Source organism: Sporosarcina sp. P7, assembly GCF_002743425.1.
Taxonomy (GTDB): domain Bacteria; phylum Bacillota; class Bacilli; order Bacillales_A; family Planococcaceae; genus Sporosarcina.
This window is the reverse complement of sequence record NZ_PDZF01000002.1, coordinates 49,384-76,225: the sequence shown is the minus strand read 5'-3', so window position 1 is coordinate 76,225 and position 26,842 is coordinate 49,384. Positions and strand designations below refer to the sequence as shown.

Genomic DNA, 26,842 nt, shown 5'->3' with positions numbered 1-26,842 from the left:
TTACCACCCGTCTTCTCTTGAACGAAACTTCATCGTCGATAGTTCGTCAATTCGATTTATCTCTACGTGTTCCATTTCGGCATCATATTGTTCTTTCCCAATTTTCTTCATTTTTTCAAACTTCTTCACTTCGATATTTTTCTCCAGCAATTGTGATTCATACCAATTCATTTTCGAACGAGACTTCATCACTTCTTGCTGAATATGGTCAATCGTTAGGTCAAGTGTATTAATGAATCGGGAGTAACTGTGCAAATCATCGATGGAAAAACCTGTTGTCATTCGTTGTTGCTGTTCTTCTAAGACTGTTTCTTTCTTTTTCATCTGGTCATACAGTTGTGTTGCAATTTTTTCAAATTCTTCAATCGCCTCTTTATAAGCCATTTCTGTTTCATCACGTTCTTGTTCCCGTAAATTCAGCACTTTATCAAAACGATAATGGAAAGAAGTCATCTACGTTCTCCTCCTCCAGAAGCTAACGCAATCATTTCATTTACCGTATCTTCCAATTGGATATTCTCATTAAACTTCTGTTTTAGAAAGTCGGTAATGATTGGTTCATATTCAATCGCTTCATCGATTTCGCGTGACGTCCCTTTTTTATATGCACCAATATTAATTAAGTCCTCAGATTTATCGTAGGCATAATACAGTTCGCGTAATTTTGCGGCCGCTTTCAAATGGTCAGGATCTGCAATGTGATTCATCAGACGACTGACACTTTTCAAAATATTGATCGCGGGGTACTGACCTTTATTGGCAAGCGTACGATCCAAGACTATATGACCGTCAAGAATGCCTCGCACAGCATCCGCTATCGGCTCATTCATATCATCACCATCAACTAGCACCGTGTAGAATGCAGTGATCGCTCCTTTTTCATTAGTTCCACTACGTTCCAAAAGTTTCGGTAAAATAGCGAAAACGGAGGGCGTATAGCCTCGCGTTGCAGGCGGTTCACCTACCGCTAGACCAATCTCACGCTGCGCCATGGCTACGCGTGTGACTGAGTCCATCATCAACATAACGTTCAGACCTTTATCCCGGAAGTACTCTGCAATAGCTGTTGCTGTCATGGCGCCTTTAATTCGCATAAGTGCGGGCTGATCAGAAGTCGCTGCAACTACGATTGTTCTTTTTAAACCTTCTGGTCCTAGGTCTCTATCGATAAACTCACGGACTTCACGGCCACGTTCTCCTATAAGGGCGATAACGTTAATATCCGCTTCTGTATTGCGTGCAATCATCCCTAACAATGTACTTTTACCAACACCCGAACCTGCGAAAATCCCTACACGCTGACCGCTACCCACCGTTAACATTCCATCGATGGCTTTCACCCCTACAGCTAACTTGTCGTTAATAGTAGGACGTGTCAAAACGTTCGGTGGACTGTTTTCTGTACGAACAGTTGCCAAACCTTTAGGTAACGCGCTTGAATCAATAGGTTTCCCTAAAGAGTCGAGGACTTTTCCTAATAGATTCATACCTACTTTCACTTCAAGAGGCTTACCTAATGTTTCGACTAAGCAGCCACTTGAAATATTGCGTATATCGGTGTAAGGCATCAGCATGACAATTTCTTCCCTAAATCCTACAACTTCTGCTTGAATTAGAGAACGTCCCCCTTCAGGAACATTCAAATGGATGAAACATACATCTCCGATCGACGATTCAGGACCTTCAGATTCTATTAATAATCCTACAACCCGTATTACCCGACCATATTTTTTCAATGTGTTGATGTTTGGAATGATTGGAATTAAATCTTCGGCTTTCTTCAAATTCACACACCATCTTCCATGATTTTCACCAATTGCTCTTTCAGTTCATTCAGTTGCTCATCTACACTTACTACGATTCGACCATGGTTCGTTTCGATAAAACAATCTGTTGCATTGAAATCTTCATTGACGAAAATAAGGAATGGAGTTTCGGGCGGAAAGATTGAAGCAAGTTCAGAGCGATGTGTCGTTACCATTTTAAACTGTTCAGTCGGTACGAATAATTTTACCTCTTTGCTCTCTTGCGCTTCCTTAATCCCTTTACGTACGATTGATAAATACGTCTCGTCGTCTTCCTCTAACGCTTTATTAATTATTCGTTCCGCCGAGTGCATTCCGATATTCAAAATTACTCGTTCTTGATTGATTAAATATTGCGTTGCGTTCTCGTAAGATAATGTAGTAGTTTCGTTCGCAGCCTCTACCATTTCACGCATTTCCGCTATTGCTTTATTGCGCCCATCATCGAATCCGACTTGAAACCCTTCATCATATGCCCGTTGTTGCAGTTCTTCTTTTTCACTCTCCCAAGCTGCATGCATCGATTCGATATCCGCTGCTGCTTGATCCAATCGCTGTTTAATTTCGGTATCTACAATATTCTTTCGTTGCTCCATCTCTTGCAACAAGCGATTGCGTTCCATAAACATCTCGCCTGTGCTAACTGGCTCCTCCACTGTCTCAGCGGGTTCCATCGATTGCAAATTGCGTATGGATATTGCTTTTGTGGGACGTTGATTCATTACAGTTCGCTCGGAACGAAACAGATTAGACAATGATGTCATCTCCTCCACCACGCGCTATGATGATTTCTCCGGCATCTTCAAGTCTGCGAATGATTCCTACAATTCGAGACTGCGCTTCCTCCACGTCACGAAGTCGAACAGGACCCATTACATCCATTTCTTCCTTGAAAGATTCTGCCATACGTTGTGACATGTTCTTGAATAATATATCTTTCACTTCTTCACTGGATACTTTCATCGCTAAAATCAAGTCTTCATTTTCACAGTCACGGATGACACGTTGAATTGAGCGGTTATCCAACGTGATAATATCTTCGAAAACAAACATTCTTTTGCGAATTTCTTCGGCTAGCTCAGGATCTTGAATTTCAAGAGCATCCAGAATCGTTTTCTCTGTCGAACGATCTACGCCATTTAACACTTCAACGACTGCGTCTACGCCACCTGTTTCGGTAAAGTCTTGAGTTACAGTAGATGATAATTTTCGTTCAAGTACTGCTTCTATCTCACTGATTACTTCAGGTGAGGTTGATTCCATAGTAGCTATTCGTTTGGCAATATCCGCTTGCATTTCTTGCGGAAGCTGCGACAAGATTAATCCTGCTTGCTCCGCTTCCAAATAAGACAAAATTAATGCAATTGTCTGCGGATGTTCATTTTGGATAAAGTTTAGTATTTGCGATGGTTCCGCGCGTCTTGCAAAATCAAACGGACGCACTTGGAGTGAAGATGTCAGACGGTTAATGATTGCTTGGGCATGTTCTTTTCCGAGTGCTTTTTCAAGTACAGTCTTGGCATAGCCAATCCCCCCCTGAGAAATATAATCCTGCGCAAGAGCGATATTATGAAATTCTTCAATAATTTCTTCTTTTACAGAGGATTCAACTTTTTTCACACCGGAAATCTCCAACGTCAGTTGCTCAATCTCTTCTTCATTCAAATGCTTATAGACTGAAGCCGACACCTCAGGCCCCAATGAGATAAGCAAAAGAGCAGCTTTTTGTTTTCCTGACATGTCTTTATCTTTCTTAACCAACTAAACCCCTCCGTTACTCCTTGGCGATCCATGTTCGCAATAATTTCGCAAACTCTTCTGGTTTATCCTTAGCCATTTTTTCTAGTTGTTTTCTACGAGCTGTCGCTTCTGTCTCTTGTTCCATATTGATGTCATCGACTTGTACGGAATCAAATTGAGTCTGAGCTTGTTCCATTGCCAACTCTTCTTCCATTTCTGCTTCGTTGCGTCTCTTGCGCACGAACAATACAACAAGAACAATGACTGCAAGTAGCAAGACACCGCCAATCAAATATACCCACCAAGGGATGACAGTCTTAGTATCTTCAAACGCAACGTTTTTCCCTTTTAATGGTTGAACCGAAACGGCTATTTTCTCAGCTAGTATTTCATCGGTTAATTCTCCAGCTACTTCTTTGTCCAATGAAGTACGTACTATTGTCTCTAAAATTCGTTCAACATCTTGTCGCACTTCTGGAGCCAATGAAGTTGGATCATCAGCAGTAGGCGGTTCAATCATAACTTGTATACCGATATTGCTTATCTTGTATGGGCTCTCTACTATATCTTTTCTAATTCTATTTACTTCATTATTAATTGTTTCTTCTAGACGTTCGTAATCACCGTTTCCGCCTTCACCTTCAACATACGTAGTACGACTATCAGTCGGATCTTCCGCTTCAGGTGTACCGCCTACTGCAGGATTCGTACCCGAGAATGATTCAGTTATCCGTTGTACACTTAATGCAATACCTTCCATGTTTTCTGGATCGACAGGCGTCACAAGGTTCTCTTCACGTTGTTCTTTCTTAAAGTCGATATCTGTCGTAACAGACACAACTACTTTATCTTGTCCCATCAACGTACCGAGCATCATTTGAACCTGTCGTTGTAAGTCACGCTCGATCGTCTTTTTCACGTCCATTTGATCCGTCACATTAGCCCCGTAAGAATTTCCTGAATCTTTTAGATCAAAGTACTCAAAATATTGGTTCTGGATGACGATATTCTCATTAGATAGATTAGGCAAGCTCTTTGATACTAAATTATAAAGTGCTGTAATTTGTTGCTCTGAAAAGTTTTGTCCGGGATTCGTCTTTAACATGATCGCTGCACTAGCTTCTGATGTTGTGTCATTTACGAAAATTCCCTCTGTCGGTAAGGTAAGCATTACTTTTGCGTCCTTAATACCTTCTATACCCTTTATTAGATTAGCTAATTCTGTTTGCATCGCAGCAAGCTTAATCATATTAAATTCATTATCGGTAGTACCAAACCCCGCATTATCCGAGAAGAATGAATAATCGATTAGACCGGAACCTGGAAATCCTTCTGCCGCCAGTGATACACGTAGATTATCCAGTTGTTTTTCAGGTACCGAAATTGCAGTACCGCCCGGTTCCACCAGGTAAGGTACTCCTTGTCCATCTAGGACTTCTTTTATACGTCCAATCTCAGATGGCGATACTTCTGAATAAAGCGTTACATATGTGGTACGGGACATAGTCATTGTTAAAAAAACCGCCAGCGTAATAATGCCAGCCGCTATCGTTATATATATAATTTTTTGATTCTTTGTTCGACTTCCCCAGAAAGCTTTGAGATCCGCCCTGAGCTTTGTCAATCTTTCTTTCATTCTAATCCCCCGGTCAGCCTCACTAGGCGCAATTCCATTTACGCCTAGTGCTTTCTATCAATTAGACAGGCATTCTAATGATTTCTTGGTATGCTTCTACCACTTTATTACGCACTTCCATTGTTGCATTGAATGCGATACTCGCCTTTTGTGCCGAGATCATCACATTATGTAAATCGACATCTTCACCTTTTACAAGTTTTGCTGTCATAGTATCCGAGACCTTTTGTGTTTCATTTACTTGATGAATCGCGTCGTTTAACATTGCCGAGAAATTCTGTTGAGCTTCAAAAGGTGTTTTTTGTGCTTTAACTTCAGGTTGCTGGATTGACATAGCAGGCATAGCACCTGTAATTGATTGTATTGCCATCTAGTTCACTCCTAATAGAATACCAGTATATTATTTTCCGATTTCCAATGCTTTCATTAACATAGATTTATTTGCATTCAACGCTGTTACATTCGCTTCATACGATCTAGTTGCAGACATTAAATCAATCATTTCGCGTAAAGGGTCGATATTTGGCATTTCCACATACCCTTCTTCATTCGCATCTGGATGAGAGGGATCAAATACCAATTTGAATGGAGTCTCCCGATCTTCTTTCACACGTGTTACGGCCACTCCATTTCCTGCATTCCCATGTGAGTGAACTCCCTTTGCCGCTTGCAAAAATGAAGAAAACTGTCCTTCCTTCGGTTGTAACGTGACGGTTTTTCTTCTATACGGCTGCCACTCGCCATCTACTTGCTTGGCCCGAGTTGAATCAACATTCGCCATATTTGAAGAAATGACATCCATACGTAAGCGTTGAGCAGTCAATGCAGAAGCCGATGAATTCAGACTATGAAATATACTCATCATCAACGTCCCCCTTTAATAACACTTTGTAATGAATTGAATTTCCCATTTAATCGCTCTATTAGCGCTGAATTATAAATTTGATTTGCCGCTAAGTCTGCCTGTTGTTTGTCCATATCCACGCCATTGCGATCTTGTCGGTAACGGAAGTTTGATACGTCGAATGTTTTACTTGGCGTGGAATGTGTAAAGTCTAAATGCTTGGAGTCGGTCTTATATGCTTCTAGAACTTTACTATTCTCATTAGAAAACACTTCTTTAAAGTTAACATTTTTAGTTTTATAGTTAGGTGTGTCTACATTCGCTATATTTTGCGAGATTGCTTTTCCTTTCGCAGACGAGTAATTCAATCCTTTTTCAAGCAGGTTGATGGTACCACCATAAATCTCCATCGTTTCCCCACCCTTCCCTCATTTAGTTCATTTTTCGCGATTTTTCTCAGAACTCTACTTATTTCATACTATTCTTTGATACTATATTAAATAAATAATATACTCTATTTTTCTACTACTCTATTGTAGCGGAGACTAATGATTTTTGTCCAATGTTTTATAATATTTTTTATAGTGCAAAGTAACTACTTTGTATATTTCATAGTAATAAATACATTACTACTAATTACTTAGTAACATATAAATTCGTTTTTTATATAATTAGTAAGTGCTGTTTTATATGTTACTTTGAGTCTCTTTGGCATAATTTGTCGTATTATGTAAATTAAAGTGCGATATCAAATATTATAAATTTCCCCACTATCCTTCCTTCTACTCATTTTAATAATTGAATGACTATTCCCTACGTAGTATACAAAACAAGATGAGTCCGGTTCAGTAAAAGTGTTTATTTATTGAGAAAAATAAAAAACCGAAGAAAATCCGTAATTACGGATATTCCTTCAGTTTCTACACACTATTCTTCAAAGTGGTATTTATTATTATGAATTGTGTTTTTCAAGCTCTTCTAAGAATTTATCGTTCAATACTTTAATATACGTACCTTTCATTCCTAAAGAACGCGATTCAATAACGCCAGCACTTTCAAGTTTACGGAGCGCATTGACGATTACTGAACGTGTAATTCCCACACGGTCGGCAATTTTAGACGCTACAAGCAATCCTTCGTTTCCGTCTAACTCTTTGAAGATATGCTCAATCGCTTCATGCTCACTGTAAGACAATGAGTTGATCGCCATTTGTACAACCGCTTTGCTACGCGCTTCATGTTCAATTTCCTCGGACTTTTCACGTAAGATTTCCATACCTACTACTGTTGCACCATATTCAGCAAGGATTAGATCATCTTCAGTAAAACCATCTCTTAATCGCGCAAGAATTAAAGTACCTAAGCGCTCGCCACCACCAATGATAGGTACGATCGTAGTTAAACCTTCTTGGAATAGTTCTTTGTTTTCGACAGGGAAAACTGTATGTTCGCTCTCAATATCGATATTTGGAGACGTTTCATTAATCTGGAACAAACGAGTTGTATACTCTTCAGGAAATTTACGGTCTTCAAACATCTTTTTCATGCGATCATTATCAATTTGGTGATGAATTTCTAAACCAAGTAATTTACCTTTTCTACTCACGATAAACGCATTACAATCAATTACATCGCTCAGCTCTTCTGCCATCTCTTTAAAGTTAACAGGACCGCCTGCACCTTTTTGTAACATTGCATTGATTTTTCTTGTTTTAACTAATAAACTCATTTCTATTGTTCCTCCTCAAGGATTTCTTCTGACTTTAATGAATATTCTAAAGGTTTTCAATCGTTAAATAAACTATTACGACTTCCTTATAGAATAAAATGTGACAAATCTTTGTTCTTTACAATTCCATCCAGCTTTTCATCCACGTATGCTGGTGTAATCTTGATAGATGCAGGTCCGATTTCTGCTGCTTCGAATGATAAATCCTCTAACAACTTCTCCAAAATCGTATGCAATCTTCTTGCGCCAATATTTTCTGTTTCATTATTTACTTCAAATGCGATTTCAGCCAGTTTACTGATCGCTTCATCCGTAAATTCAATTTCAACCTCTTCTGTTGCAAGAAGGCGTTCATATTGTTTTAATAAAGAAAAATCCGGTTCACGTAATATGCGCTCAAAATCATCTTTTTTCAATTTGTCCAATTCTACACGAATTGGGAATCTACCTTGTAACTCAGGAATAATATCGGACGGCTTCGACATATGGAATGCTCCAGCAGCAATGAACAATATATAATCTGTCTTAACAGCGCCATACTTTGTTGTGACTGTAGAACCTTCAACAATCGGCAAAATATCACGTTGTACACCTTCACGGGAGACTTCCCCAGAAGACTTTTGATTGCTACTAGCTATTTTATCCATCTCGTCTAGGAAAATAATTCCCGCCTGTTCAGTTAATTCGATTCCCTTACGTGCCACTTCATCTTGATCAATTAACTTATCCGCTTCTTCCGCTTCCAGCACAATTCTTGCATCTTTTACTTTCATACGACGCTGAATTTTCTTCTTCGGCATAAGCGAAGATAAAGCGTCTTGCATACCCGATATTTGATCCATACCAGACCCTTGCAACGCATCAAATAAAGAGGGTTGTTGCGCTTGTACTTCTACCGTCACCATTTTTTCTTCGATGCTACCATTCGCAAGTTGTTCAGCGATGTCTGAACGCTTTCGTCTAATTTCGGATTGATCTTCTTTTTGTTCGGGTTCAGGTTGTGTTTTTTGACCGAAAAACATTTCGAAAGGGTTTTGACCTTCAGTATTCTTTTTCGCTTCAGGGACCAATAGCTTTACTAAACGTTCTTCCGCTAACTTTTGGGACTGCTCTTTTACGGCTTCACGCATATCTTCTTTTACCATTCGTACTCCGACTTCGGTTAAATCGCGAATCATTGACTCTACATCTCGTCCTACATATCCGACTTCCGTAAACTTTGTTGCTTCGACCTTTACGAAAGGTGCATGAATTAACTTGGCAATTCTTCGAGCAATTTCTGTCTTCCCGACACCAGTAGGCCCAATCATCAAAATGTTTTTCGGAATGATCTCTTCTTGTTCCTCAGCAGACAATTGCATACGACGATAACGATTACGCATAGCAACCGCAACAGCCTTTTTAGCTTTTTCCTGCCCAATAATATAACGATTTAAATACGCTGTTAGCGCTTTAGGAGTCATTTCCTGCTTCATCACTTAAAGCACCTCCACGATAATATCATGATTAGTAAACACACAAATATCGGCAGCTGTCTCAAGTGAAATTTTAGCTATTTCTTCCGCCGTTAATTCATGGCTGTGCTTCTTCAGTGCACGTCCAGCCGCTAGTGCATAATTGCCTCCGGAACCGATTGCCAATACCCCATCATCCGGCTCTATTACTTCACCAGTACCTGAAACAAGTAATAGTGTATTTTCATCCATAACGAGTAACAGTGCTTCTAACTTACGTAAGATCCTATCGCCACGCCATTCTTTAGCAAGTTCAACTGACGCGCGTTGAAGATTTCCATCGTATTCATTGAGTTTAGCCTCAAATAAGTCAAATAGCGTAAATGCATCCGCTACGGAACCAGCAAAACCAGCTAAGACTTTGCCGTTGAATAATCTACGAACTTTCTTCGCTGTGTGCTTCATGACGACCGACTCGCCCATCGTCACTTGCCCATCACCTGACATTGCACATTGCCCATCATGATGAATAGCAAATATCGTTGTTGCATGAAATTTCATTATATTTCCTCCTAAGCACGAGGGTGCGTTTGTAAATAAGTTTGGCGTAAGTGTTCATTTGTGACATGGGTATAGACTTGAGTTGAAGATAAATGGCTATGTCCCAGCAGCTCTTGTACTGACCGTAGATCCGCACCTGCGCCAAGCAAATGTGTCGCAAACGTATGGCGAATCATATGTGGCGTAATATTAGTATGCAAGGACGCTCTCTTCATTAAGTCATCTAATACATAGCGCACGCCACGATCCGTCAAAGGATCTCCACGTAAATTGACAAACAGTTTTGTATGCTTCTTTTGCTTTATCAATTGTGGCCGACTACTGTCTATATAGTTCTGCAATGCTTCCCCTGCAAAACTTCCAAATGGCACAAAACGTTCTTTCCGTCCTTTACCCATTACTTTTACAATTCCTAAATAATGATCCACATCTTGCACTTCGATTTCTACTAGTTCCCCAACACGGATTCCCGTCGCATAAAGCAACTCGAGTAAAGCACGATCACGCAAAGAGCGAAAATCCTCACCCGTCGTAACTTCAAAAAGCTTTTCCAACTCTTGCTGATAGAAAAAAGCAGGAAGGCGTTCTTCTTGCTTCGGATGATACAATAATCGAAATGCTTGATCTTCAATCCCGTAACGAGCATTAATGAATGTAAAAAATGACCGAATGGCTGATATTTTCCTGGAAATGCTTGTTCTTGCATACGAACGATTATATAAACGTGTAACATATAATCTAGCTACAGGATAGTCGACGTCTTCCAACTTCCCAATTCCCTCTTCTTGCAGAAACAATAAAAAATCCCGAAGGTCTTTTTCATACTCCGCGACCGTGTAGGATGAGTAGTTTTTCTCTAGTCGAATATAGGATACATATTCTTCTGCCAATTGTTTTATTTCAGGAATCATTTTATCACCTCAATACGAATTGATCATCGTACAACGTGCACCTGAAAATACGAAAGATTGTTGATTATATATAGTGCGATATAAACTATCAAAGCCGAATGTAGTCCATTAAACACTATACATTAGCAAGGATTATTGGGCAACTTTGAAAAACTGATTCTTTATCATTTTTAAATTAAAGAACCATTTCCGTCACATAACAGTCAAATTACTTTAATACTAAGTAATTATTTATCATACTGTTCATCATTTCCCTAATTGTAAGACGTTATACCAACTAGAAAGTTGCACAATGCGACCACAACAAAAAACTGAAGATAAAACTCCGATTAGATGGAGTCCTAACTTCAGTTCGTCTTTAAGTTGTTAAAGTAAAGTTTTTTATAATTTTGTCGTAGATTTAAATTCTTGTAATGCATCCAATGCGCGTGTCGCATGTTTGTCCGCTCGTTCGGCTTTTGTTCTATAGCGCCTATTCAGCTCAGGGAATAATCCGAAGTTGATGTTAATCGGCTGGAAGTTATTTGGATCAGCTTCCGTAATATAACGCGCCATGCTGCCAAGTGCCGTTTCTCTTGGAAATCGGACCGGTCTCTTGCCTTTTGCCAATTGTGCCGCATTAATACCTGCAATCAATCCTGATCCTGCTGATTCAACATAGCCTTCTACCCCTGTTACTTGACCGGCAAATAGGATGGTTGGTTGTGATTTCAGTTGATATGTGCAGTTCAATACTCTAGGGGAGTTGATGAATGTATTACGATGCATTACGCCGTAACGTACGATATCCACATTTTCTAATCCAGGTATCAGTTTCAATACTTCTTTCTGGGCTCCCCATTTTAGATGCGTCTGAAATCCTACTAGGTTATATAATGTTCCCGCTGCGTTGTCCTGGCGTAACTGAACAACTGCTATTGGTTCTTTTCCTGTTTTAGGGTCTTCAAGTCCAACCGGTTTTAAAGGACCGAATAACATCGTTTTCACACCGCGCTTCGCCATCTCTTCAATTGGCATACATCCTTCAAAGTAAAGTTCTTTCTCAAAATCTTTTAAAGGCGCCACTTCAGCTGATGTTAAAGCCTCATAGAAACGCTCGAATTCCTCCGCGTTCATAGGACAGTTTAAATAGGCTGCTTCACCTTTATCATAGCGTGATTTCAAATAAACTTTATCCATATCAATGGAATCAGCCTCTACGATGGGAGCCGCAGCATCATAGAAATATAAATAATCCTCACCAGTTAGCTGTCTAATTTCTTCAGCTAATGCTGGAGATGTTAATGGACCAGATGCGATTACCGTAATTCCTTCCGGTACTTTTTTCACTTCTTCATTGATCACTTCTATATTCGGATGATTCCGGACCTTCTCAGTGACGTTGCCAGCGAATTCGTGTCGATCTACTGCAAGCGCTCCGCCAGCAGGTACCGCGCAATCATCCGCCGCTTGAATAATCAATGAATTTAATTGGCGCATCTCTTCTTTGATGACACCTACTGCGTTTGTCAGATTATTCGCACGTAACGAGTTACTGCATACTAACTCCGCAAATTTATCTGTATGATGGGCAGGGGTTTGCTTCACAGGACGCATTTCGAATAATTTCACTTGAACTCCCCTATTAGCTAATTGCCAAGCTGCCTCACTTCCAGCCAACCCTGCACCGATCACATTTACAATTTGCGTCATTTCAACTACCTCTTTCTCATTATGTTGAATTATTTCTAACTTACTAGTTTTGTGGTTCTTCCTTATAATCACATTCCGTACATTGGATTTGAACACCTTTTTTCAATCGTTTTTCGACCATTGTGTGCTGACATTTCGGACACGGTCTTGAGATTGGTTTATCCCATGAAACATAGTCACATTCAGGATATTGATCACAACCAAAGAAAATTCTCTTCGTCTTACTTTTTCGCTCGACGACTTCGCCTTCTTTACACTTTGGACATTTTACACCAATTGGTTTGATAATGGCCTTCGTATTACGACAATCTGGGAAGTTGGAGCATGCCATGAATTTTCCGTAACGGCCCATCTTGTAAACCATTGGAGAACTACATTTCTCACAATCTTCACCCGCTGGCTCATCTTTGATTTCAATCTTTTCCATTTCGGCATCTGCTACTTCTACGTGCTTTTCGAAATCACGATAGAAATCATCGATCACTGTACGCCATTCGATCGTACCTTCTTCCACATGGTCAAGACGTTGTTCCATCTGCCTCGTAAATTCGATGTCAATGATATCAGGGAAGTATTGATTAACTGCCTGATGAACGATTACTCCAAGTTCTGTCGGAATAAACCGCTTGGCATCTAGTGTGACATAGCCACGCTTTTGAATGGTGTCAAGAGTAGGTGCATACGTAGAAGGTCTCCCTATACCTAGCTCCTCAAGCGTCTTCACTAAACGCGCCTCCGAATATCTAGGCGGTGGCTGTGTGAAATGCTGTTTCGGATCCACGTCTGCATATTTAATACGCTCACCTTCTTCAAGTGGCGGTAATATATTTTCTTTCTCTTCTTGTTGATCATCATTGCCTTCAATATATACTTTCATAAACCCCGGGAATTTCACTTGAGATCCCGATGCTCTAAAACGGATATCTCCATTTAAGAAATCTGCAGTCACTGTATCCAAAACAGCCGGTGCCATTTGACTAGCGATGAGACGTTCCCAAATTAGTTTATAAAGACGATGTTGGTCTCTTGTTAAAAACGCTTTCATGGCATCCGGGGGACGCATAGCTGAAGTAGGTCTTACTGCTTCGTGCGCATCCTGCGTCTTCGCTTTAGCTTTCGTTTTTTTCGTACTAGTTGAAATAAACTCTTCACCGTACATCGTATGGATGAATGACTTCACTTCTTCTCTTGCGGTATCAGAAATTCTCGTCGAGTCGGTACGCATATAAGTAATTAAACCAACTGTACCTTCTTTTCCAATCGCAATTCCTTCATATAATTGTTGCGCAAGCATCATCGTCTTCCTTGCGCGGAAGTTCAGCTTGCGTGCTGCCTCCTGCTGAAGTGATGATGTAGTGAACGGCAACGCTGGATTACGTTTACGTTCTTTCTTCACTACTGTGGATACTTCGAATTCGTCCGGTTTTATCGAATTGACGATTTTTTCCACTTGTTCTTGATTCGTTAGTTTCACTCTCTCAACTGCATCGCCGTAAAATTGCCCTTCAAACGTTTTATCATCTTTAGTGAATTGTGAAGTGATGGACCAATACTCTTCAGGCTCAAATGCATTGATTTCATTTTCCCGATCGATAATCAAACGCAAAGCAACTGATTGCACACGCCCCGCGGATAATCCTTTCTTAACTTTCTTCCAAAGAATCGGACTGATGTTATAGCCTACTAGTCTATCCAAAATCCTTCTTGCTTGCTGCGCATCTACTAAATCCATATCAATTGGACGGGGGTGTTTAAATGATTCTTTAATTGCCTCTTTTGTAATTTCATTGAACACCACGCGGCAATCTGATTCTATATCTACACCTAATTGATGTGATAAATGCCAAGCTATCGCTTCTCCTTCGCGATCCGGGTCAGCTGCGAGGAAAACTTTCTTCGCTTTTTTCGCTTCTTTTTTCAAATCTTGAAGTATCGGTCCTTTACCTCGGATTGTAATATACTTCGGTTCATAATTATTTTCGGTATCTACACCCATTTGACTGCGGGGTAAATCGCGTAAATGACCGAGTGATGCACTGACTTTATACTTCTTTCCTAAGTAACGTTCAATCGTTTTCGCTTTAGCAGGCGATTCCACTATTACTAAGTAATCTGCCATATCGTTCCCTCCTCAGAGAGATTTCTTTATATTTATTCAGCAAAAGAATATCTGTTGCAAAATGTATAACAGTTTTTGAAATAAAGCAACCCTTTAAACATTTTACAAAAAGAGGATATTCCTATTTACCGTAAAGAATCGATAATCTGATAACCACTCCACAACGGCTTGGCCCCTTCATCTAACAGCTTATTTGGACCTACTGAAAGAGGAGAATCTATGGCCCCAGGTACTGCAAATATTTCTTTTCCATGATCAAGAGCATGCTCAACTGTACTCATCGTTCCACTTCTTTCGACAGATTCTGTAATGACTAGCACGTTAGATAAACCACTGATAATCCGATTGCGCATAGGAAATGTCCACTTGGCTGGCGGAAAGTATGGTGGATATTCCGTCACAAGTAAATGATTTTCCGCCATTTCTTCAGCTATTTTTTGATTCCTTTTCGGATACATGTGAGAAAATCCATGACCTAATACGCCAATTGTTTCCCCGCCATAGTCGATCGCAGCTTGATGCGCCATCGTGTCAGCTCCGGCTGCTAAGCCTGAAACAATTGGGATCTGACGGTCGACGAGTGGTGGCACAATAAATTCCAGCGCCATTTTGGAATAGCTTGTAGCTGTACGGGAGCCAATTATTCCTACACGGGGATGTTTTTTCAATAAAAGTCTATTCCCTTTCGTATAAAGAACCGATGGCGGATCACATAATTGCTTTAATTCTTCGGGATAATTCGAATGATAGTATGTGATGGGTATCACATGGTTTTTCTTCAGCATATCTACTATAGGGAGACAGGAAATTTCTTTATATTTCGCTGGGAATTGCTTCGTTCTTTCTAGGGACAAATTAAAAATATACGACCATTGAAAGGCCGAGTAAGAATGTAGATCCTCTAATAAAGGGTTCTCTTGCAATAGCTTCGTAAAACGATTAAAAGGTACAGGATGGATATAATGTACGTACAGTAAATGTAGTTGTTGATTAGTATAGAGCATCGAATTCTCCTTTGTTCGACACTACAAGCAAGAGCACGAAAAAAGGAGTAGCAATTAAGCTACTCCTTTTAGTTTACTTCGTTTTACATTTCTCGTATAGTCCTTTTTCTTTCAGGACTTTGATTAACGTTTCACCTATGACTGAAGGTGTATCTGCAACTTGAACATCCGCTGCTTGTAGGGCTTTGATTTTATCAGCAGCTGTACCTTTACCACCGGAAATTATAGCACCTGCGTGTCCCATACGCTTGCCTTCAGGTGCAGTTTGACCACCGATAAAGCCTACTACAGGCTTCGTCATATTTTCTTTGATCCAAGCGGCTGCTTCTTCCTCTGCAGTACCACCAATTTCACCGATCATGACGACTGCATAAGTTTCTGGATCTTCATTGAACGCTTCCAAGACATCGATAAAGTTTGTACCATTTACCGGGTCTCCACCAATTCCGACAGCTGTAGTTTGACCAATGCCTTCTTGAGTTAACTGGTGAACTGCTTCATAAGTCAGTGTACCTGAACGAGAAACTACGCCCACATGCCCTTTAGTATGAATATAACCTGGCATAATACCGATTTTCGTCTCGTCTGCCGTAATAACGCCTGGACAGTTTGGACCAATCAATCGTGTCTTTTTGCCTTCCATATAACGTTTCACTTTGATCATATCTAAGACTGGAATATGCTCCGTAATACAGATTGTCATGTCTAGTCCTGCGTCGACGCCTTCCATAATGGCATCTGCCGCATACGGTGCAGGTACATAAATAATGGAAACTGTTGCACCTGTTTCTTTTACTGCTTCTTCCACAGTGTCAAATACCGGCACACCTTCCGCCGTCTGACCGCCTTTACCAGGCGTTACGCCAGCGACAATTTTCGTACCATATTCCAACATTTGCTGTGTGTGGAACAGGGCAGTGGAACCTGTAATTCCTTGTACAATTACTTTTGTATCTTTATTCACATAAATACTCATGATTTGTACCTGCCTTTCTTATCCTATCAACTCAACGATTTTTTTCGCGCCCTCTGCCATAGAATCCGCTGCAACGATATTGATGCCGGATTCTTGTAGCAAGGCTTTCCCGCGTTCTACATTCGTTCCTTCAAGACGTACGACAAGAGGTACTTGAAGACCAACTTCTTTAGCTGCCTCAATAACACCTTCAGCAATTACGTCACATTTCATTATTCCACCAAAGATATTAACGAAAATACCTTTAACTTTTGGATCGGATAAAATGATTTTGAAAGCGGCTGCTACTTTTTCTTTCTTTGCACCGCCCCCAACATCTAAGAAGTTAGCGGGTTCTCCGCCGTAGTAGTGGATCGTATCCATTGTAGCCATCGCTAAACCGGCTCCATTTACCATGCAGCCAATGTTTCCGTCAAGAGAAATATAGCTCAGGTCATACTTCGATGCTTCAATTTCTTTCGGATCCTCTTCATCAAAGTCGCGTAATTCCATAATATCTTTATGACGGAATGTAGCATTGTCATCAAAGTTGAATTTCGCATCCAGTGCAAGTACACGCTGGTCTTTTGTAACAACCAAAGGATTAATTTCAACAATCGATGCATCTTTTTCGCTGAACACTTTATATAACCCTAAGAAAAAGCTGACTGCTTTATTGATTAAGTTGCTAGGAATTTCCATATTAAACGCCATACGACGTGCTTGGAAAGGAACCAATCCAACTACTGGGTCGATTACTTCATAGAAAATCTTTTCGGGATTATTTTCTGCCACTTCTTCGATTTCCACGCCGCCTTCTGCAGATCCCATCAACGTAACTCGATCTGTTGCGCGGTCAACGACAAGACCAATATAAAATTCTTTTTCGATATCAATTCCTTCTTCAACAAGAAGACGCTTTATTTCTTGTCCTTTAGGACCTGTTTGGTGTGTTACGAGTTGCTTGCCAATTAAATCGGCTGCTACTGCACGCACTTCGTCAAGAGTTTTTACAATTTTGACTCCACCTGCTTTACCTCGTCCACCTGCATGTATTTGGGCTTTTACCACAATAGGTACTGTACCGATCTCTTTTGCCACTGCCATTGCTTCTTTTGGAGAAAACGCGACACGGCCTTTTGAAACAGCTACTCCGTAATCTCTCAATAACTGCTTCCCTTGATATTCATGGATGTTCATACGTACTGCCTCCATTCGTTTTACAATTGCTTGATGTTCAACTACTGCTTTATTGTAATCAAACTGTCACACATTGTCCAAGAATCGCTATTGCAAATCAAAATTCTTTAATTTCCAACAATTTAAATATGCGCTTACTTCACACTACCTTTTTCACGATCTAAACGATAAATATAGGCAAATACTTCCGATACCGCTTGATATAGTTCTTCAGGTATCGTTTCGTTGACATTTAATTGACCAAGCAATTCCAGCAGACTCGGATCTTGTTGTACGGGAATAGCATGTTCTTGCGCACGCTCGAGAATATTCTCCGCAATTTTTCCTTTTCCTTTAGCTATTACTTTCGGGGCATCCGAAACTTCAGGGTCATAGGATAGTGCAATGGCCTCTTTTCTAGTAAAACGTTGTTCTTCTCTCATATTTTGAAATCTACTCCTCCCTCATCTGATTGGAAGGTACTAGCTGATAATTTGACCTCTTGCTGTTTTTCCGTGAATGGTTTAAAAGTAATACCCGACAGTTTATAGCCGACTCCTTCAAGACCTTCTTTTAATTGATCTTGAAAATCGATCCCTACTACTTTTAAGGAAGGTATATCATTAAAAATCGTCAAGTTTACCACTTTGTCTTGCACATTCATATCAACCAAAGTCGTCGACAGTGATTCCAATTCCAAATAAAATAATATTCGCGCAAAGGCCGGGTCAATTTTTCCGTTTTCTTTCATTCGACTATTCCATTGCAACGTAGCATCGATTTTCTTGCCGAACATTTCGAGAGGTAGTTGCATGATCAGCTGTTGTTGTGCGCCTAAATCCCCTGACTGTAGTAAAGTCCCATTCATGCGAAGCACCATTGCCTCTGCTGCATCACGCAGTGGCGGGGATAACGAAGGATCCTGTAGCATGCTCAGTAACTGTGGTTTTAATGTGCTAGCCAAATGTGCGATATCAGGTTCTTTCCCCCCGAGCATCGCCTCGTAATTCACGCCTAGTGTACTTAATACATGTTGTATAGCCTCTTTCATGACCACACCGTTCATCGCCTGTGACACTTGAGCTTCAGCTGTCTGGATCAGTTGTTTTACTAGAATATTCCCCGATTTTTCGGCCGTTTGCATTAATGCACGAATTGCCTCATCCGCTTGATCAAATGGTAGTAAGAGTGACTGGACTGACTGTTGCACTTCCTTCATGACCGTTTGCTGCTGAACTGGCACATCCTGCCTGCTCGCTTGATGGATCAATGTGTGACTAAGTTGTTCAACTAATGCTGTTTTTGCTCCCTCTGTCACTGGTTGTTGCACAAATTGATTCAATATATTTTGCAATGCTTGTTTCATCGATTCAGGTAAAGCGGAATTACTACTCAGCTGTTGTGTTAGGTGCTGCATATTCACTTTGATTGTTTCTTGGTCAGATACTGGCGATTGGCTTATTTGACTTATGGCCGCTTGGACCGCTTGCACAGTTGCAGGGATAACTGTAGCTTGTTGCGCAATGCTACTTGGTGCTAACGGCGCGGTTGTTGGTGTTGCAGTGGCTTGAGTCAATACTTTAGTGAATTGCTCAACGATAGTAGCTTTGGAACTAGCTGTCAGCGGCTGTTCGTTCAACTGATTAATTACAGTCCGCAACGTGTTTTTCATATGTTCCGGAAGTGCTACGTTGGGTAGTTGTTGCGTGATATTTTGCACAAGCGCTTTTATTGTTTGTTGATTTGCAGCAGGCGTTTGACTCAGTTGACTCACTAAAGAATGTATAGCTTTATTGGAATCACTTTGATTTACCATGTCGTCAGTAGCATAGCCAGTTTGTGTATTTGCTTTTGTGACCAGCTCAGCCATCACTTGTGGCAAATTGGCCAACGATGTTTGAGCAGGCAATATAGCGGCATTTTTCAATAACTGTAGCGCGGTAAATCGATCTGCTTGAGTAGCTTGTGGATTTAGCAGTTGGGCTACACTTTGATTCAGCAGTTCTTTCCCTATCACGGTGCTTAAAGGAGAAGAAAGAGATTGAATGGTCGCCAGAAGCTGCTCACGCATCGCTGAAGGGAGATTAGAGTCACTTTGTACGCCAGCTAGCAAAGTCTTCAATTGCTGCGTAATCGTGCTTGTCTGAACTTGTAAGAGTGATTGAAATATAGCTGGCGTGAAAGGTAGTTTCGCTTCAGCGATTTTACCGAGCGTCGCTAGTGCCTCCGCTTTCATTCCATCCGGTAATGATTTCAGAAGACTGACAGCCTCTAGTATATTTTCTTTTGTCATAGGAATTTTTTGCTTAATAATTGTCGCGAGTATATCTTTCATTTCCTGTGTTTTAGGTACATGTAATGACTCCATTAACTGGGTTAGTTGTGATGACTGGCTTTCTCCACGCATCGGTCCAGAAATGACCTGTAACTGTAATTCAGGTTCAGTGCCATTGACCTTGAAGTAATAATGATCTCCTGCTTGCATCGGCACTTCCAATTTAGCATATAACTGCTGATTTCCAACTTGCACTTGCGCCATTTGACCAGGAAATAATTGTGTAACCTTTCCGTGTATCATTTGTCCTTCTTTTAGAGATAACGGTTGGGTTTCCGTAATAGCCCTTGCAGATGTAGCAGATAATGAATGTAAATTCATTATCGATCCCTCCACATCGTTTTAATCGGTTCGAAAGATTTGCGATGATGTTCACAAAGTCCATGCGTTTCAAGTCCTTGTAGATGTTTCGCCGTTCCATATCCGGCATTTTCATTAAATCCATACCAAGGGAACTCCTCGTGTAATTCAATCATTAGAGCGTCACGTGTTGTTTTCGCTAATATAGAAGCTGCTGCGATAGTTAAGCTTTTTTCATCTCCTTTTATGACGGAGTAACACAGGCATGCTGTCTGTAGATTCATTGCGTCTGCTATCACTACATGGGGCGCTACCCGAAGTTCACTTATAGCTATCTCCATCGATTCCTTTGTTGCTTGGTAAATATTCAATTCATCAATTACTTTAACAGGCTGCACGTGTATAGCGTACGCCACGGCCTGTTCTTTAATCAGTCGGGCGAATTCTTCTCTTTTCTCCTTAGAAACTTTTTTCGAGTCGTCTAATCCAATTAGGGCAGTGCAATCCTCAGGTAGTATAACGGCAGCTGTAACTACCGGCCCCGCTAACGGTCCTCTTCCCGCCTCGTCAATTCCTGCAATCAATACAACGCGTGAAGATCTATATGAATTGTCAAAGGCTATTTTCTTTTGAAATTCTTGAATAATCGCTTGTTTTTTTTCGTATCGAGTGCGCCATTGACTAATTGCTTGCTGGACGCCTTTTCTACTGTCCGCTTCAAGTTCTGTAAGCCAATCATTCGGTTCTTGTAACTCTGCTAATTGATTTTTTATTTGCTGTATCGTTGTCATTTTCTTCACCTGTCCATCTAAAATATGATTGTCTAAGTAGTATATCGGTTTCTACATGATTTTTTCGACAAAAAAGCAACGGTTCGGAAACAGAGTTCCAAGCCGTTGCTTCTAGTCATTCGAATTCTTCAGGGAAATCGAATGTTAATTTACCTACTTGCTGGTCACGGATGTCTTGTACGATCATTTCTGCAACTTTGTCATAGTCAATTTCTCCACCAACCGTATATACTTTTCGACGTTCACCAATTTTATTAAACAATGATTGAATATTATCGCCCACCGTTGTCATTTCATAACGCTGTGCTAGTCTTTCAGGATAATGCGACTCTAAAAATCGAAGTCCATATACTGCAAGCTCTTCCATATTCAATACCGAGTCCTTAATGGCGCCTGTTAACGCTAACTTATACCCTACATTCTGGTCTTCAAACTTCGGCCAAAGGACTCCCGGCGTATCAAGAAGTTCTAATTCTTTCTCAAATTTGATCCATTGTTGCGCTTTGGTTACACCTGGCTTATTTCCAGTTTTAGCGATATTTTTCTTCGCTAATCGGTTAATCAAAGTAGATTTTCCTACATTGGGAATGCCGACAATCATTGCACGGATGGCCCCTGGACGTATGCCTCGCTGCTTCATGCGGTCATATTTCGGCTGCAGGATTTCTTTAGCGGCCTTGGTGACTGTTTGGAGACCTTTCCCTTCAAATGAATTGATCGCCACTGTGCGTAAGCCTTGATTTTCAAAGTAGGCAATCCAACGTTTAGTTTGAACTTCATCCGCCAAGTCCATTTTATTCAAAATAAGCAATCTTGGTTTTTGCTGGGTTACTTCGTCTATCATTGGATTACGTGAGGAAAGTGGCAATCTAGCATCAATTAATTCAAATACAATATCAACTAACTTAAGTTTTTCTGAGACTTCTCGTCTCGCTTTCGCCATATGGCCCGGAAACCATTGAATAGTCATTCGAATCGTCTCCTTTCATTATTTCACAAGACCAAAATCTTTAATCGGCCAGAATACTACACTGGTACTACCGATGACTTCATCGATTGAGACTGCACCTATATGTCTAGAATCTTTACTTTTCCGACGATTATCACCCATTACAAATATGTGATCTTCAGGCACTGTTTCTGCATCGATTTGCGGTACATCTTGTAGTGTAAAATCTTCCGTCAGCGTACCATCTTGTACTTCCGATTTATATTGATCAAGGTACGGCTCTTCATATGCTTTACCATTTACATAGAGTACATCATCTTTATATTCCACTGTATCGCCTGGCAGTCCAATTACACGTTTAATATAATCTTTCTGCTCGGGTGCATGGAATACTACGATATCAAAACGATGCGGTTCACCAATCGTATAACCGATTTTATTAACGATCATGCGGTCACCATGTTCCAACGTTGGCATCATAGAAATACCGTCAACGACGATTGGTGTGAATAAAAAGATACGAATAATGGCGGCTAATCCAAATGCGATCAATAATGCTTTAATCCATTCCAGTCCTTCACTTCTCGTTTTTTTCTCTTCCATCAATCCAGCCTCCTGCCCTGTCTGTTTTTATTGTACAGCCAATTGTCTTTCTGAGCAAAAAGAAAGGAGGCCAAATGCAAGGCCCCCTTCGTTTCTGTTTATCTTATTAGCGGAGTTCTTTGATACGCGCTGCTTTACCACGTAGTTTACGTAGGTAGTACAACTTCGCACGACGAACTTTACCGCGACGAGTTACTTCAATTTGAGCTAGCTTAGGCGTGTGTAATGGGAATGTACGTTCCACTCCAACACCATTTGAAATTTTACGTACAGTGAAAGTTTCGCTGATTCCGCCACCGCGACGTTTGATAACAATACCTTCGAATAACTGAATACGCTCACGAGTTCCCTCGATGATCTTCACGTGCAAGCGAAGTGTATCGCCAGGACGGAATGAAGGGTGTTCAGTGCGCAACTGTTCTTTTGTAATATCTGCAATTAGTTTTTGCATGTTTTTTCTCTCCTTCTTTTCTGATGCTCTTGCACGTTTTGCTTTGCAGCGGAACAACAGTAAAATAGACGCTCTTAAAAAGCGCTTAATAAATCATAGCACACGCCTGTTAACGAATCAAGCAAATTTAGTCTCTTTTTTGTATCCATTGCTGATAGAGCTTTTTCTGATAATCTGTTAAGGGTGCTTCTTGCAATAATTCTGGACGACGCTGTGCCGTGCGAAGGAATGCCTGCTCTTCCCTCCACTTATCAATCTCTGCATGATTGCCCGACAACAGCACAGGAGGCACTTCAAAGCCGTTGAAAGTAGCGGGTCGAGTGTATTGTGGATGTTCTAGCATACCCGTTGAAAACGAATCGTGGACAGCCGATTGATCGTTTCCTAGCACGTCAGGGAGTAGCCTCACTACACTATCAATGATGGCCATAGAAGCTACCTCACCACCCGTTAATACAAAATCGCCAAGTGAAATTTCATCCGTAACCAAATGTTCACGGATTCTTTCATCGTATCCTTCATAGTGACCACAAATGAAAACAAGATGTTGCTCTTTCGCTAGTTCTTCCGCTTTCTTCTGCGTGAACCGTTCGCCTTGCGGACACATTAAGATAACGCGCGGCTTACTACTGCTTGAACTTGTGACAGCATCTACAGCCGCAAAGAGAGGCTCGGGTTTTAGTACCATTCCCGCGCCACCACCGTACGGATAATCATCCACTTTTCTATGTTTGTTTGTTGCGTAGTCACGAAAATCTGTAACCTTAAACGATGCGGCTTGTTGTTCTTGCGCTTTTTTCATGATTGAAGAATGAAATACACCTTCAAACATCTCGGGGAACAAAGAGAGCACATCGATTTTCATCATGAAAGCAACCCATCCATCAATTCAATTTTGATAATTTGCTTATCTATATCCACATCTTTTACCACATCTTCGATATACGGGATATAATGCGGCTTGCCTTCAGCAGGCGTTACCTCCCATACATCATTTGCGCCTGTTTCGATAATTTCAGAAACCGTACCGATCTCGTCTCCCGTTTCTGTAATCACGCGGCACCCAATGATTTCATGATGGTAAAATTCATTTTCTCCGAGTTCTGTCAATTCTTTCTCCGAGACCTTGATTACGCCATCTCGGAACTTCTCGACGTCATTAATATTCGGATAGCCTTCAAACATAAGTAAATCAAAGTTTTTATGCTTCCGATGACTGATCACCTTCACGAATGTAGGTGCTTTGCTTTTCGGCATGAAGATCGCGAGCTCACTTCCCACTTCATATCGCTCATCTGGGAAATCTGTTTTGGACATTACACGTACTTCACCTTTAATACCATGTGTATTAACAATCGTGCCTACATTAAACCATTCCATTATTTCGCCTCCATTATATGAGTAAAAGTATTTATACGTGCAAAAAAGGAAGGAACCGAGGCTCCTTCCTTTTGGATCAATCCAAGATATCCAAATACACTTTTTTGCCGTGGTGGCTGCCTGCTGCTGAGTAAACAATCGTACGGATCGCTTTTGCCACACGACCTTGTTTCCCGATCACTTTACCCATATCCTCCGCATTCACTGATAACTGATAAACGACTCGTTGAGACTGTTCTTCAGATACCACTTTCACGTCGTCCGGGTAATCGACTAACGGTTTTACAACTGTTTCAATCAGCTGCTTCATGTCCACCCCTCCAAATTACTTGCTGTATTTAGCGTTATGGAATTTTTCCATGATACCTTGTTCTGAGAACAAGTTACGAACTGTATCAGATGGTTTAGCTCCATCTTGAAGCCATTTCAAAGCCAATTCTTCGTTGATTTCAACTGTTGCTGGCTTTGTAAGCGGGTTGTATGTACCAACCTGATCGATTTGACGGCCGTCACGTGGTGCACGTGCATCAGCTACTACAATACGATAAAAAGGAGATCTTTTAGCTCCCATACGTTTTAGACGAATTTTAACTGCCATTATTATCTACACCTCCGAATAGTTTCACACAAGATAGTATATTACCAAGTTTTTATTTGTTTGTAAAGGGTTTTTTCTTAACACCCTCTATTTTATTTAAAAAACGCATCAAAACCAGGCATTTTACCTTTTTTCTTACCTTTTTGTTGCATGTTGGTCATTTGCTTAACCATTTTTTTCATTTCTTCAAACTGCTTTAGCAAACGGTTGACTTCCTGGGTAGAAGTTCCTGATCCTGTAGCAATTCTTTTTTTTCGGCTCGCATTAATAATTTCTGGGTTTTCCCGTTCTGCAAGCGTCATGGAATAAATGACGGCTTCTACACGCCCCATTTGACTCTCATCCACTTTGGCATTGTCGAGTCCTTTGATCTTGTTTGCACCCGGCATCATTTTTAAAATTTCGTCGAGTGGTCCCATTTTTTTCACCTGTTGCATTTGATCAAGAAAATCGTCAAGTGTAAAGCTTTGTGTGCGCAATTTCTGCTCTAACTCTTTCGCTTTATCCTCATCCACGTTTTCTTGTGCTTTTTCAATCAAAGACATGACATCGCCCATGCCAAGTATTCGTGACGCCATACGTTCTGGATGGAATGGTTCAAGTGCATCCATCTTCTCACCCATACCGACAAATTTGATAGGCTTTTCAGTAACGGTACGAATTGATAACGCTGCACCACCACGTGTATCCCCATCAAGTTTTGTCAAAATGACGCCAGTGATTCCGATTGTCTCATCGAAACTTTTTGCCACGTTGACAGCGTCTTGACCTGTCATGGCATCCACTACGAGGAATACTTCATCAGGATTCGTTAACTCTCGAATATCTTTCAATTCTTGCATAAGTTCTTCATCTACATGGAGTCTACCTGCAGTATCAATGATTACGACGTCATTATGCTCACGTTCTGCCTCTTCCATTGCTTTGCGAGCAATTTCAACAGGAGACTGATCGGTACCCATAGAAAATACAGGCACAGTGATTTGTTTACCTAAGGTTTCGAGTTGTTGGATCGCTGCTGGGCGATATATATCTGCCGCTACAAGCAAAGGTTTCTTATTATGTTTTTTACGTAAAACTGTAGCCAATTTACCGGTAGTTGTTGTTTTACCAGCACCTTGCAAACCTACCATCATGATGACCGTAGGCGATTTACGCGCGAATTGAATGGGATTTTGTTCTCCACCCATTAGATTCGTTAATTCGTCTTTTACGATTTTTACCACTTGCTGACCAGGTGTCAAACTCTTCATTACATCCTGACCTACTGAGCGCTCGCTGACCGTCTTGACAAATTGTTTAACGACTTTCAAGTTAACGTCTGCTTCAATTAGTGCAAAACGTACTTCACGCATCATTTCTTTTACGTCAGCTTCGTTAATTTTACCTTTGCCCGTAATTTTGTTCATTGTTACTTGCAGGCGTTCGGCTAGACCTTCAAATGCCATAGACAATCCCCCCTATTCAAAGTCTTTTAAGGTATGTAGCAATTTCATGAAGCGATTTGAATTTTCGGTAGGCACCATTTCTTCTAGCAACTCTACAATTTCAAGTCGACCTTCATGTTTTTCGAACAGATTGAGTTTCTTCTCGTAATCTTCGAGCATTGCCTCAGTCCGTTTCACATTGTCATACACAGCCTGTCTCGATACACCATATTGTTCAGCGATTTCACCGAGAGAAAGATCATCTAAATAATATAATTGCATATATAAACGTTGTTTGTCAGTTAATAATGATTGATAAAAATCAAAGAGGAAGTTCACTCTTGTCGTTTTTTCAAGCAAGATCACGACCCCCTTCAGT

The 26,842-nt window shown here is 40.7% G+C and carries 29 protein-coding genes; all 29 read right to left on the bottom strand.

The window, feature by feature from the left end; all coding sequences use genetic code 11:
• Window positions 1–453, bottom strand: coding sequence for a flagellar export protein FliJ (gene fliJ, locus CSV60_RS02980; protein ID WP_099635945.1), 453 nt, complete (start codon window positions 451–453; stop codon window positions 1–3).
• A complete protein-coding gene (gene fliI, locus CSV60_RS02975) occupies window positions 450–1,790 on the bottom strand; it encodes a flagellar protein export ATPase FliI (RefSeq protein WP_099630916.1) in 1,341 nt (446 codons plus the stop codon). The genes fliJ and fliI overlap by 4 nt, the downstream gene beginning before the upstream one ends.
• A complete protein-coding gene (gene fliH / locus CSV60_RS02970; protein ID WP_158233146.1) occupies window positions 1,787–2,560 on the bottom strand; it encodes a flagellar assembly protein FliH in 774 nt (257 codons plus the stop codon). The genes fliI and fliH overlap by 4 nt, the downstream gene beginning before the upstream one ends.
• Window positions 2,553–3,566, bottom strand: coding sequence for a flagellar motor switch protein FliG (fliG, locus tag CSV60_RS02965; RefSeq protein ID WP_085133234.1), 1,014 nt, complete (start codon window positions 3,564–3,566; stop codon window positions 2,553–2,555). Before fliG ends, fliH begins: the two co-directional genes overlap by 8 nt.
• Window positions 3,567–3,579: 13 nt before the next feature.
• Window positions 3,580–5,181, bottom strand: a complete 1,602-nt coding sequence (gene fliF, locus CSV60_RS02960; protein WP_099635943.1) for a flagellar basal-body MS-ring/collar protein FliF — start codon at window positions 5,179–5,181, stop codon at window positions 3,580–3,582.
• Between the two features lie 61 nt (window positions 5,182–5,242).
• Window positions 5,243–5,551, bottom strand: a complete 309-nt coding sequence (gene fliE / locus CSV60_RS02955) for a flagellar hook-basal body complex protein FliE (RefSeq protein WP_099630913.1) — start codon at window positions 5,549–5,551, stop codon at window positions 5,243–5,245.
• Between the two features lie 30 nt (window positions 5,552–5,581).
• A complete protein-coding gene (gene flgC, locus CSV60_RS02950) occupies window positions 5,582–6,043 on the bottom strand; it encodes a flagellar basal body rod protein FlgC (protein ID WP_099631030.1) in 462 nt (153 codons plus the stop codon).
• Between the two features lie 2 nt (window positions 6,044–6,045).
• Window positions 6,046–6,435, bottom strand: coding sequence for a flagellar basal body rod protein FlgB (flgB, locus tag CSV60_RS02945; protein ID WP_099630912.1), 390 nt, complete (start codon window positions 6,433–6,435; stop codon window positions 6,046–6,048).
• Between the two features lie 542 nt (window positions 6,436–6,977).
• The gene (gene codY, locus CSV60_RS02940; RefSeq protein ID WP_099635942.1) at window positions 6,978–7,754 is read right to left on the bottom strand and encodes a GTP-sensing pleiotropic transcriptional regulator CodY; all 777 of its coding nucleotides are present in this window, start codon (window positions 7,752–7,754) and stop codon (window positions 6,978–6,980) included.
• Window positions 7,755–7,840: 86 nt separating this feature from the next.
• Complete coding sequence (hslU, locus tag CSV60_RS02935) at window positions 7,841–9,229, bottom strand: ATP-dependent protease ATPase subunit HslU (protein WP_099636072.1); 1,389 nt, start codon at window positions 9,227–9,229, stop codon at window positions 7,841–7,843.
• A 3-nt stretch (window positions 9,230–9,232) separates the two neighbouring features.
• Entirely contained in the window at window positions 9,233–9,772 is a 540-nt protein-coding gene (gene hslV, locus CSV60_RS02930) for an ATP-dependent protease subunit HslV (protein WP_099635941.1), read from the bottom strand.
• Between the two features lie 8 nt (window positions 9,773–9,780).
• Window positions 9,781–10,680, bottom strand: coding sequence for a tyrosine recombinase XerC (gene xerC, locus CSV60_RS02925; protein WP_099630909.1), 900 nt, complete (start codon window positions 10,678–10,680; stop codon window positions 9,781–9,783).
• Between the two features lie 381 nt (window positions 10,681–11,061).
• Complete coding sequence (gene trmFO / locus CSV60_RS02920) at window positions 11,062–12,372, bottom strand: FADH(2)-oxidizing methylenetetrahydrofolate--tRNA-(uracil(54)-C(5))-methyltransferase TrmFO (RefSeq protein ID WP_099630908.1); 1,311 nt, start codon at window positions 12,370–12,372, stop codon at window positions 11,062–11,064.
• 43 nt (window positions 12,373–12,415) lie between these two features.
• Complete coding sequence (gene topA / locus CSV60_RS02915; protein WP_099630907.1) at window positions 12,416–14,491, bottom strand: type I DNA topoisomerase; 2,076 nt, start codon at window positions 14,489–14,491, stop codon at window positions 12,416–12,418.
• Window positions 14,492–14,616: 125 nt separating this feature from the next.
• Window positions 14,617–15,495, bottom strand: a complete 879-nt coding sequence (gene dprA / locus CSV60_RS02910; RefSeq protein ID WP_099630906.1) for a DNA-processing protein DprA — start codon at window positions 15,493–15,495, stop codon at window positions 14,617–14,619.
• Window positions 15,496–15,568: 73 nt separating this feature from the next.
• On the bottom strand, window positions 15,569–16,471 hold the full coding sequence (gene sucD, locus CSV60_RS02905; RefSeq protein ID WP_099635940.1) for a succinate--CoA ligase subunit alpha: 903 nt from the start codon (window positions 16,469–16,471) through the stop codon (window positions 15,569–15,571).
• Between the two features lie 18 nt (window positions 16,472–16,489).
• Complete coding sequence (gene sucC, locus CSV60_RS02900; RefSeq protein ID WP_099630904.1) at window positions 16,490–17,650, bottom strand: ADP-forming succinate--CoA ligase subunit beta; 1,161 nt, start codon at window positions 17,648–17,650, stop codon at window positions 16,490–16,492.
• A gap of 134 nt (window positions 17,651–17,784) precedes the next feature.
• A complete protein-coding gene (locus CSV60_RS02895; RefSeq protein WP_099630903.1) occupies window positions 17,785–18,072 on the bottom strand; it encodes an EscU/YscU/HrcU family type III secretion system export apparatus switch protein in 288 nt (95 codons plus the stop codon).
• The gene (locus CSV60_RS02890) at window positions 18,069–20,285 is read right to left on the bottom strand and encodes a hypothetical protein (RefSeq protein WP_099635939.1); all 2,217 of its coding nucleotides are present in this window, start codon (window positions 20,283–20,285) and stop codon (window positions 18,069–18,071) included. Before CSV60_RS02890 ends, CSV60_RS02895 begins: the two co-directional genes overlap by 4 nt.
• Entirely contained in the window at window positions 20,285–21,055 is a 771-nt protein-coding gene (locus CSV60_RS02885; protein WP_099635938.1) for a ribonuclease HII, read from the bottom strand. Before CSV60_RS02885 ends, CSV60_RS02890 begins: the two co-directional genes overlap by 1 nt.
• A 115-nt stretch (window positions 21,056–21,170) precedes the next feature.
• The gene (ylqF, locus tag CSV60_RS02880) at window positions 21,171–22,025 is read right to left on the bottom strand and encodes a ribosome biogenesis GTPase YlqF (protein ID WP_099635937.1); all 855 of its coding nucleotides are present in this window, start codon (window positions 22,023–22,025) and stop codon (window positions 21,171–21,173) included.
• An 18-nt stretch (window positions 22,026–22,043) separates the two neighbouring features.
• Window positions 22,044–22,610 (bottom strand): signal peptidase I, encoded by a 567-nt coding sequence (gene lepB, locus CSV60_RS02875; RefSeq protein WP_369802711.1) that lies wholly within the window; start codon window positions 22,608–22,610, stop codon window positions 22,044–22,046.
• Between the two features lie 103 nt (window positions 22,611–22,713).
• On the bottom strand, window positions 22,714–23,058 hold the full coding sequence (rplS, locus tag CSV60_RS02870) for a 50S ribosomal protein L19 (RefSeq protein ID WP_099630898.1): 345 nt from the start codon (window positions 23,056–23,058) through the stop codon (window positions 22,714–22,716).
• Between the two features lie 127 nt (window positions 23,059–23,185).
• Window positions 23,186–23,923, bottom strand: a complete 738-nt coding sequence (gene trmD / locus CSV60_RS02865) for a tRNA (guanosine(37)-N1)-methyltransferase TrmD (protein ID WP_143560695.1) — start codon at window positions 23,921–23,923, stop codon at window positions 23,186–23,188.
• On the bottom strand, window positions 23,923–24,438 hold the full coding sequence (gene rimM / locus CSV60_RS02860) for a ribosome maturation factor RimM (protein ID WP_099630896.1): 516 nt from the start codon (window positions 24,436–24,438) through the stop codon (window positions 23,923–23,925). Before rimM ends, trmD begins: the two co-directional genes overlap by 1 nt.
• A 76-nt stretch (window positions 24,439–24,514) precedes the next feature.
• A complete protein-coding gene (locus CSV60_RS02855) occupies window positions 24,515–24,748 on the bottom strand; it encodes a KH domain-containing protein (protein WP_099630895.1) in 234 nt (77 codons plus the stop codon).
• A 15-nt stretch (window positions 24,749–24,763) separates the two neighbouring features.
• Window positions 24,764–25,036, bottom strand: coding sequence for a 30S ribosomal protein S16 (gene rpsP / locus CSV60_RS02850; protein WP_029052320.1), 273 nt, complete (start codon window positions 25,034–25,036; stop codon window positions 24,764–24,766).
• 92 nt (window positions 25,037–25,128) lie between these two features.
• Entirely contained in the window at window positions 25,129–26,484 is a 1,356-nt protein-coding gene (ffh, locus tag CSV60_RS02845) for a signal recognition particle protein (RefSeq protein WP_099630894.1), read from the bottom strand.
• Window positions 26,485–26,496: 12 nt separating this feature from the next.
• Window positions 26,497–26,823, bottom strand: coding sequence for a putative DNA-binding protein (locus CSV60_RS02840; RefSeq protein WP_085133213.1), 327 nt, complete (start codon window positions 26,821–26,823; stop codon window positions 26,497–26,499).
• Between the last annotated feature and the right edge of the window lie 19 nt (window positions 26,824–26,842).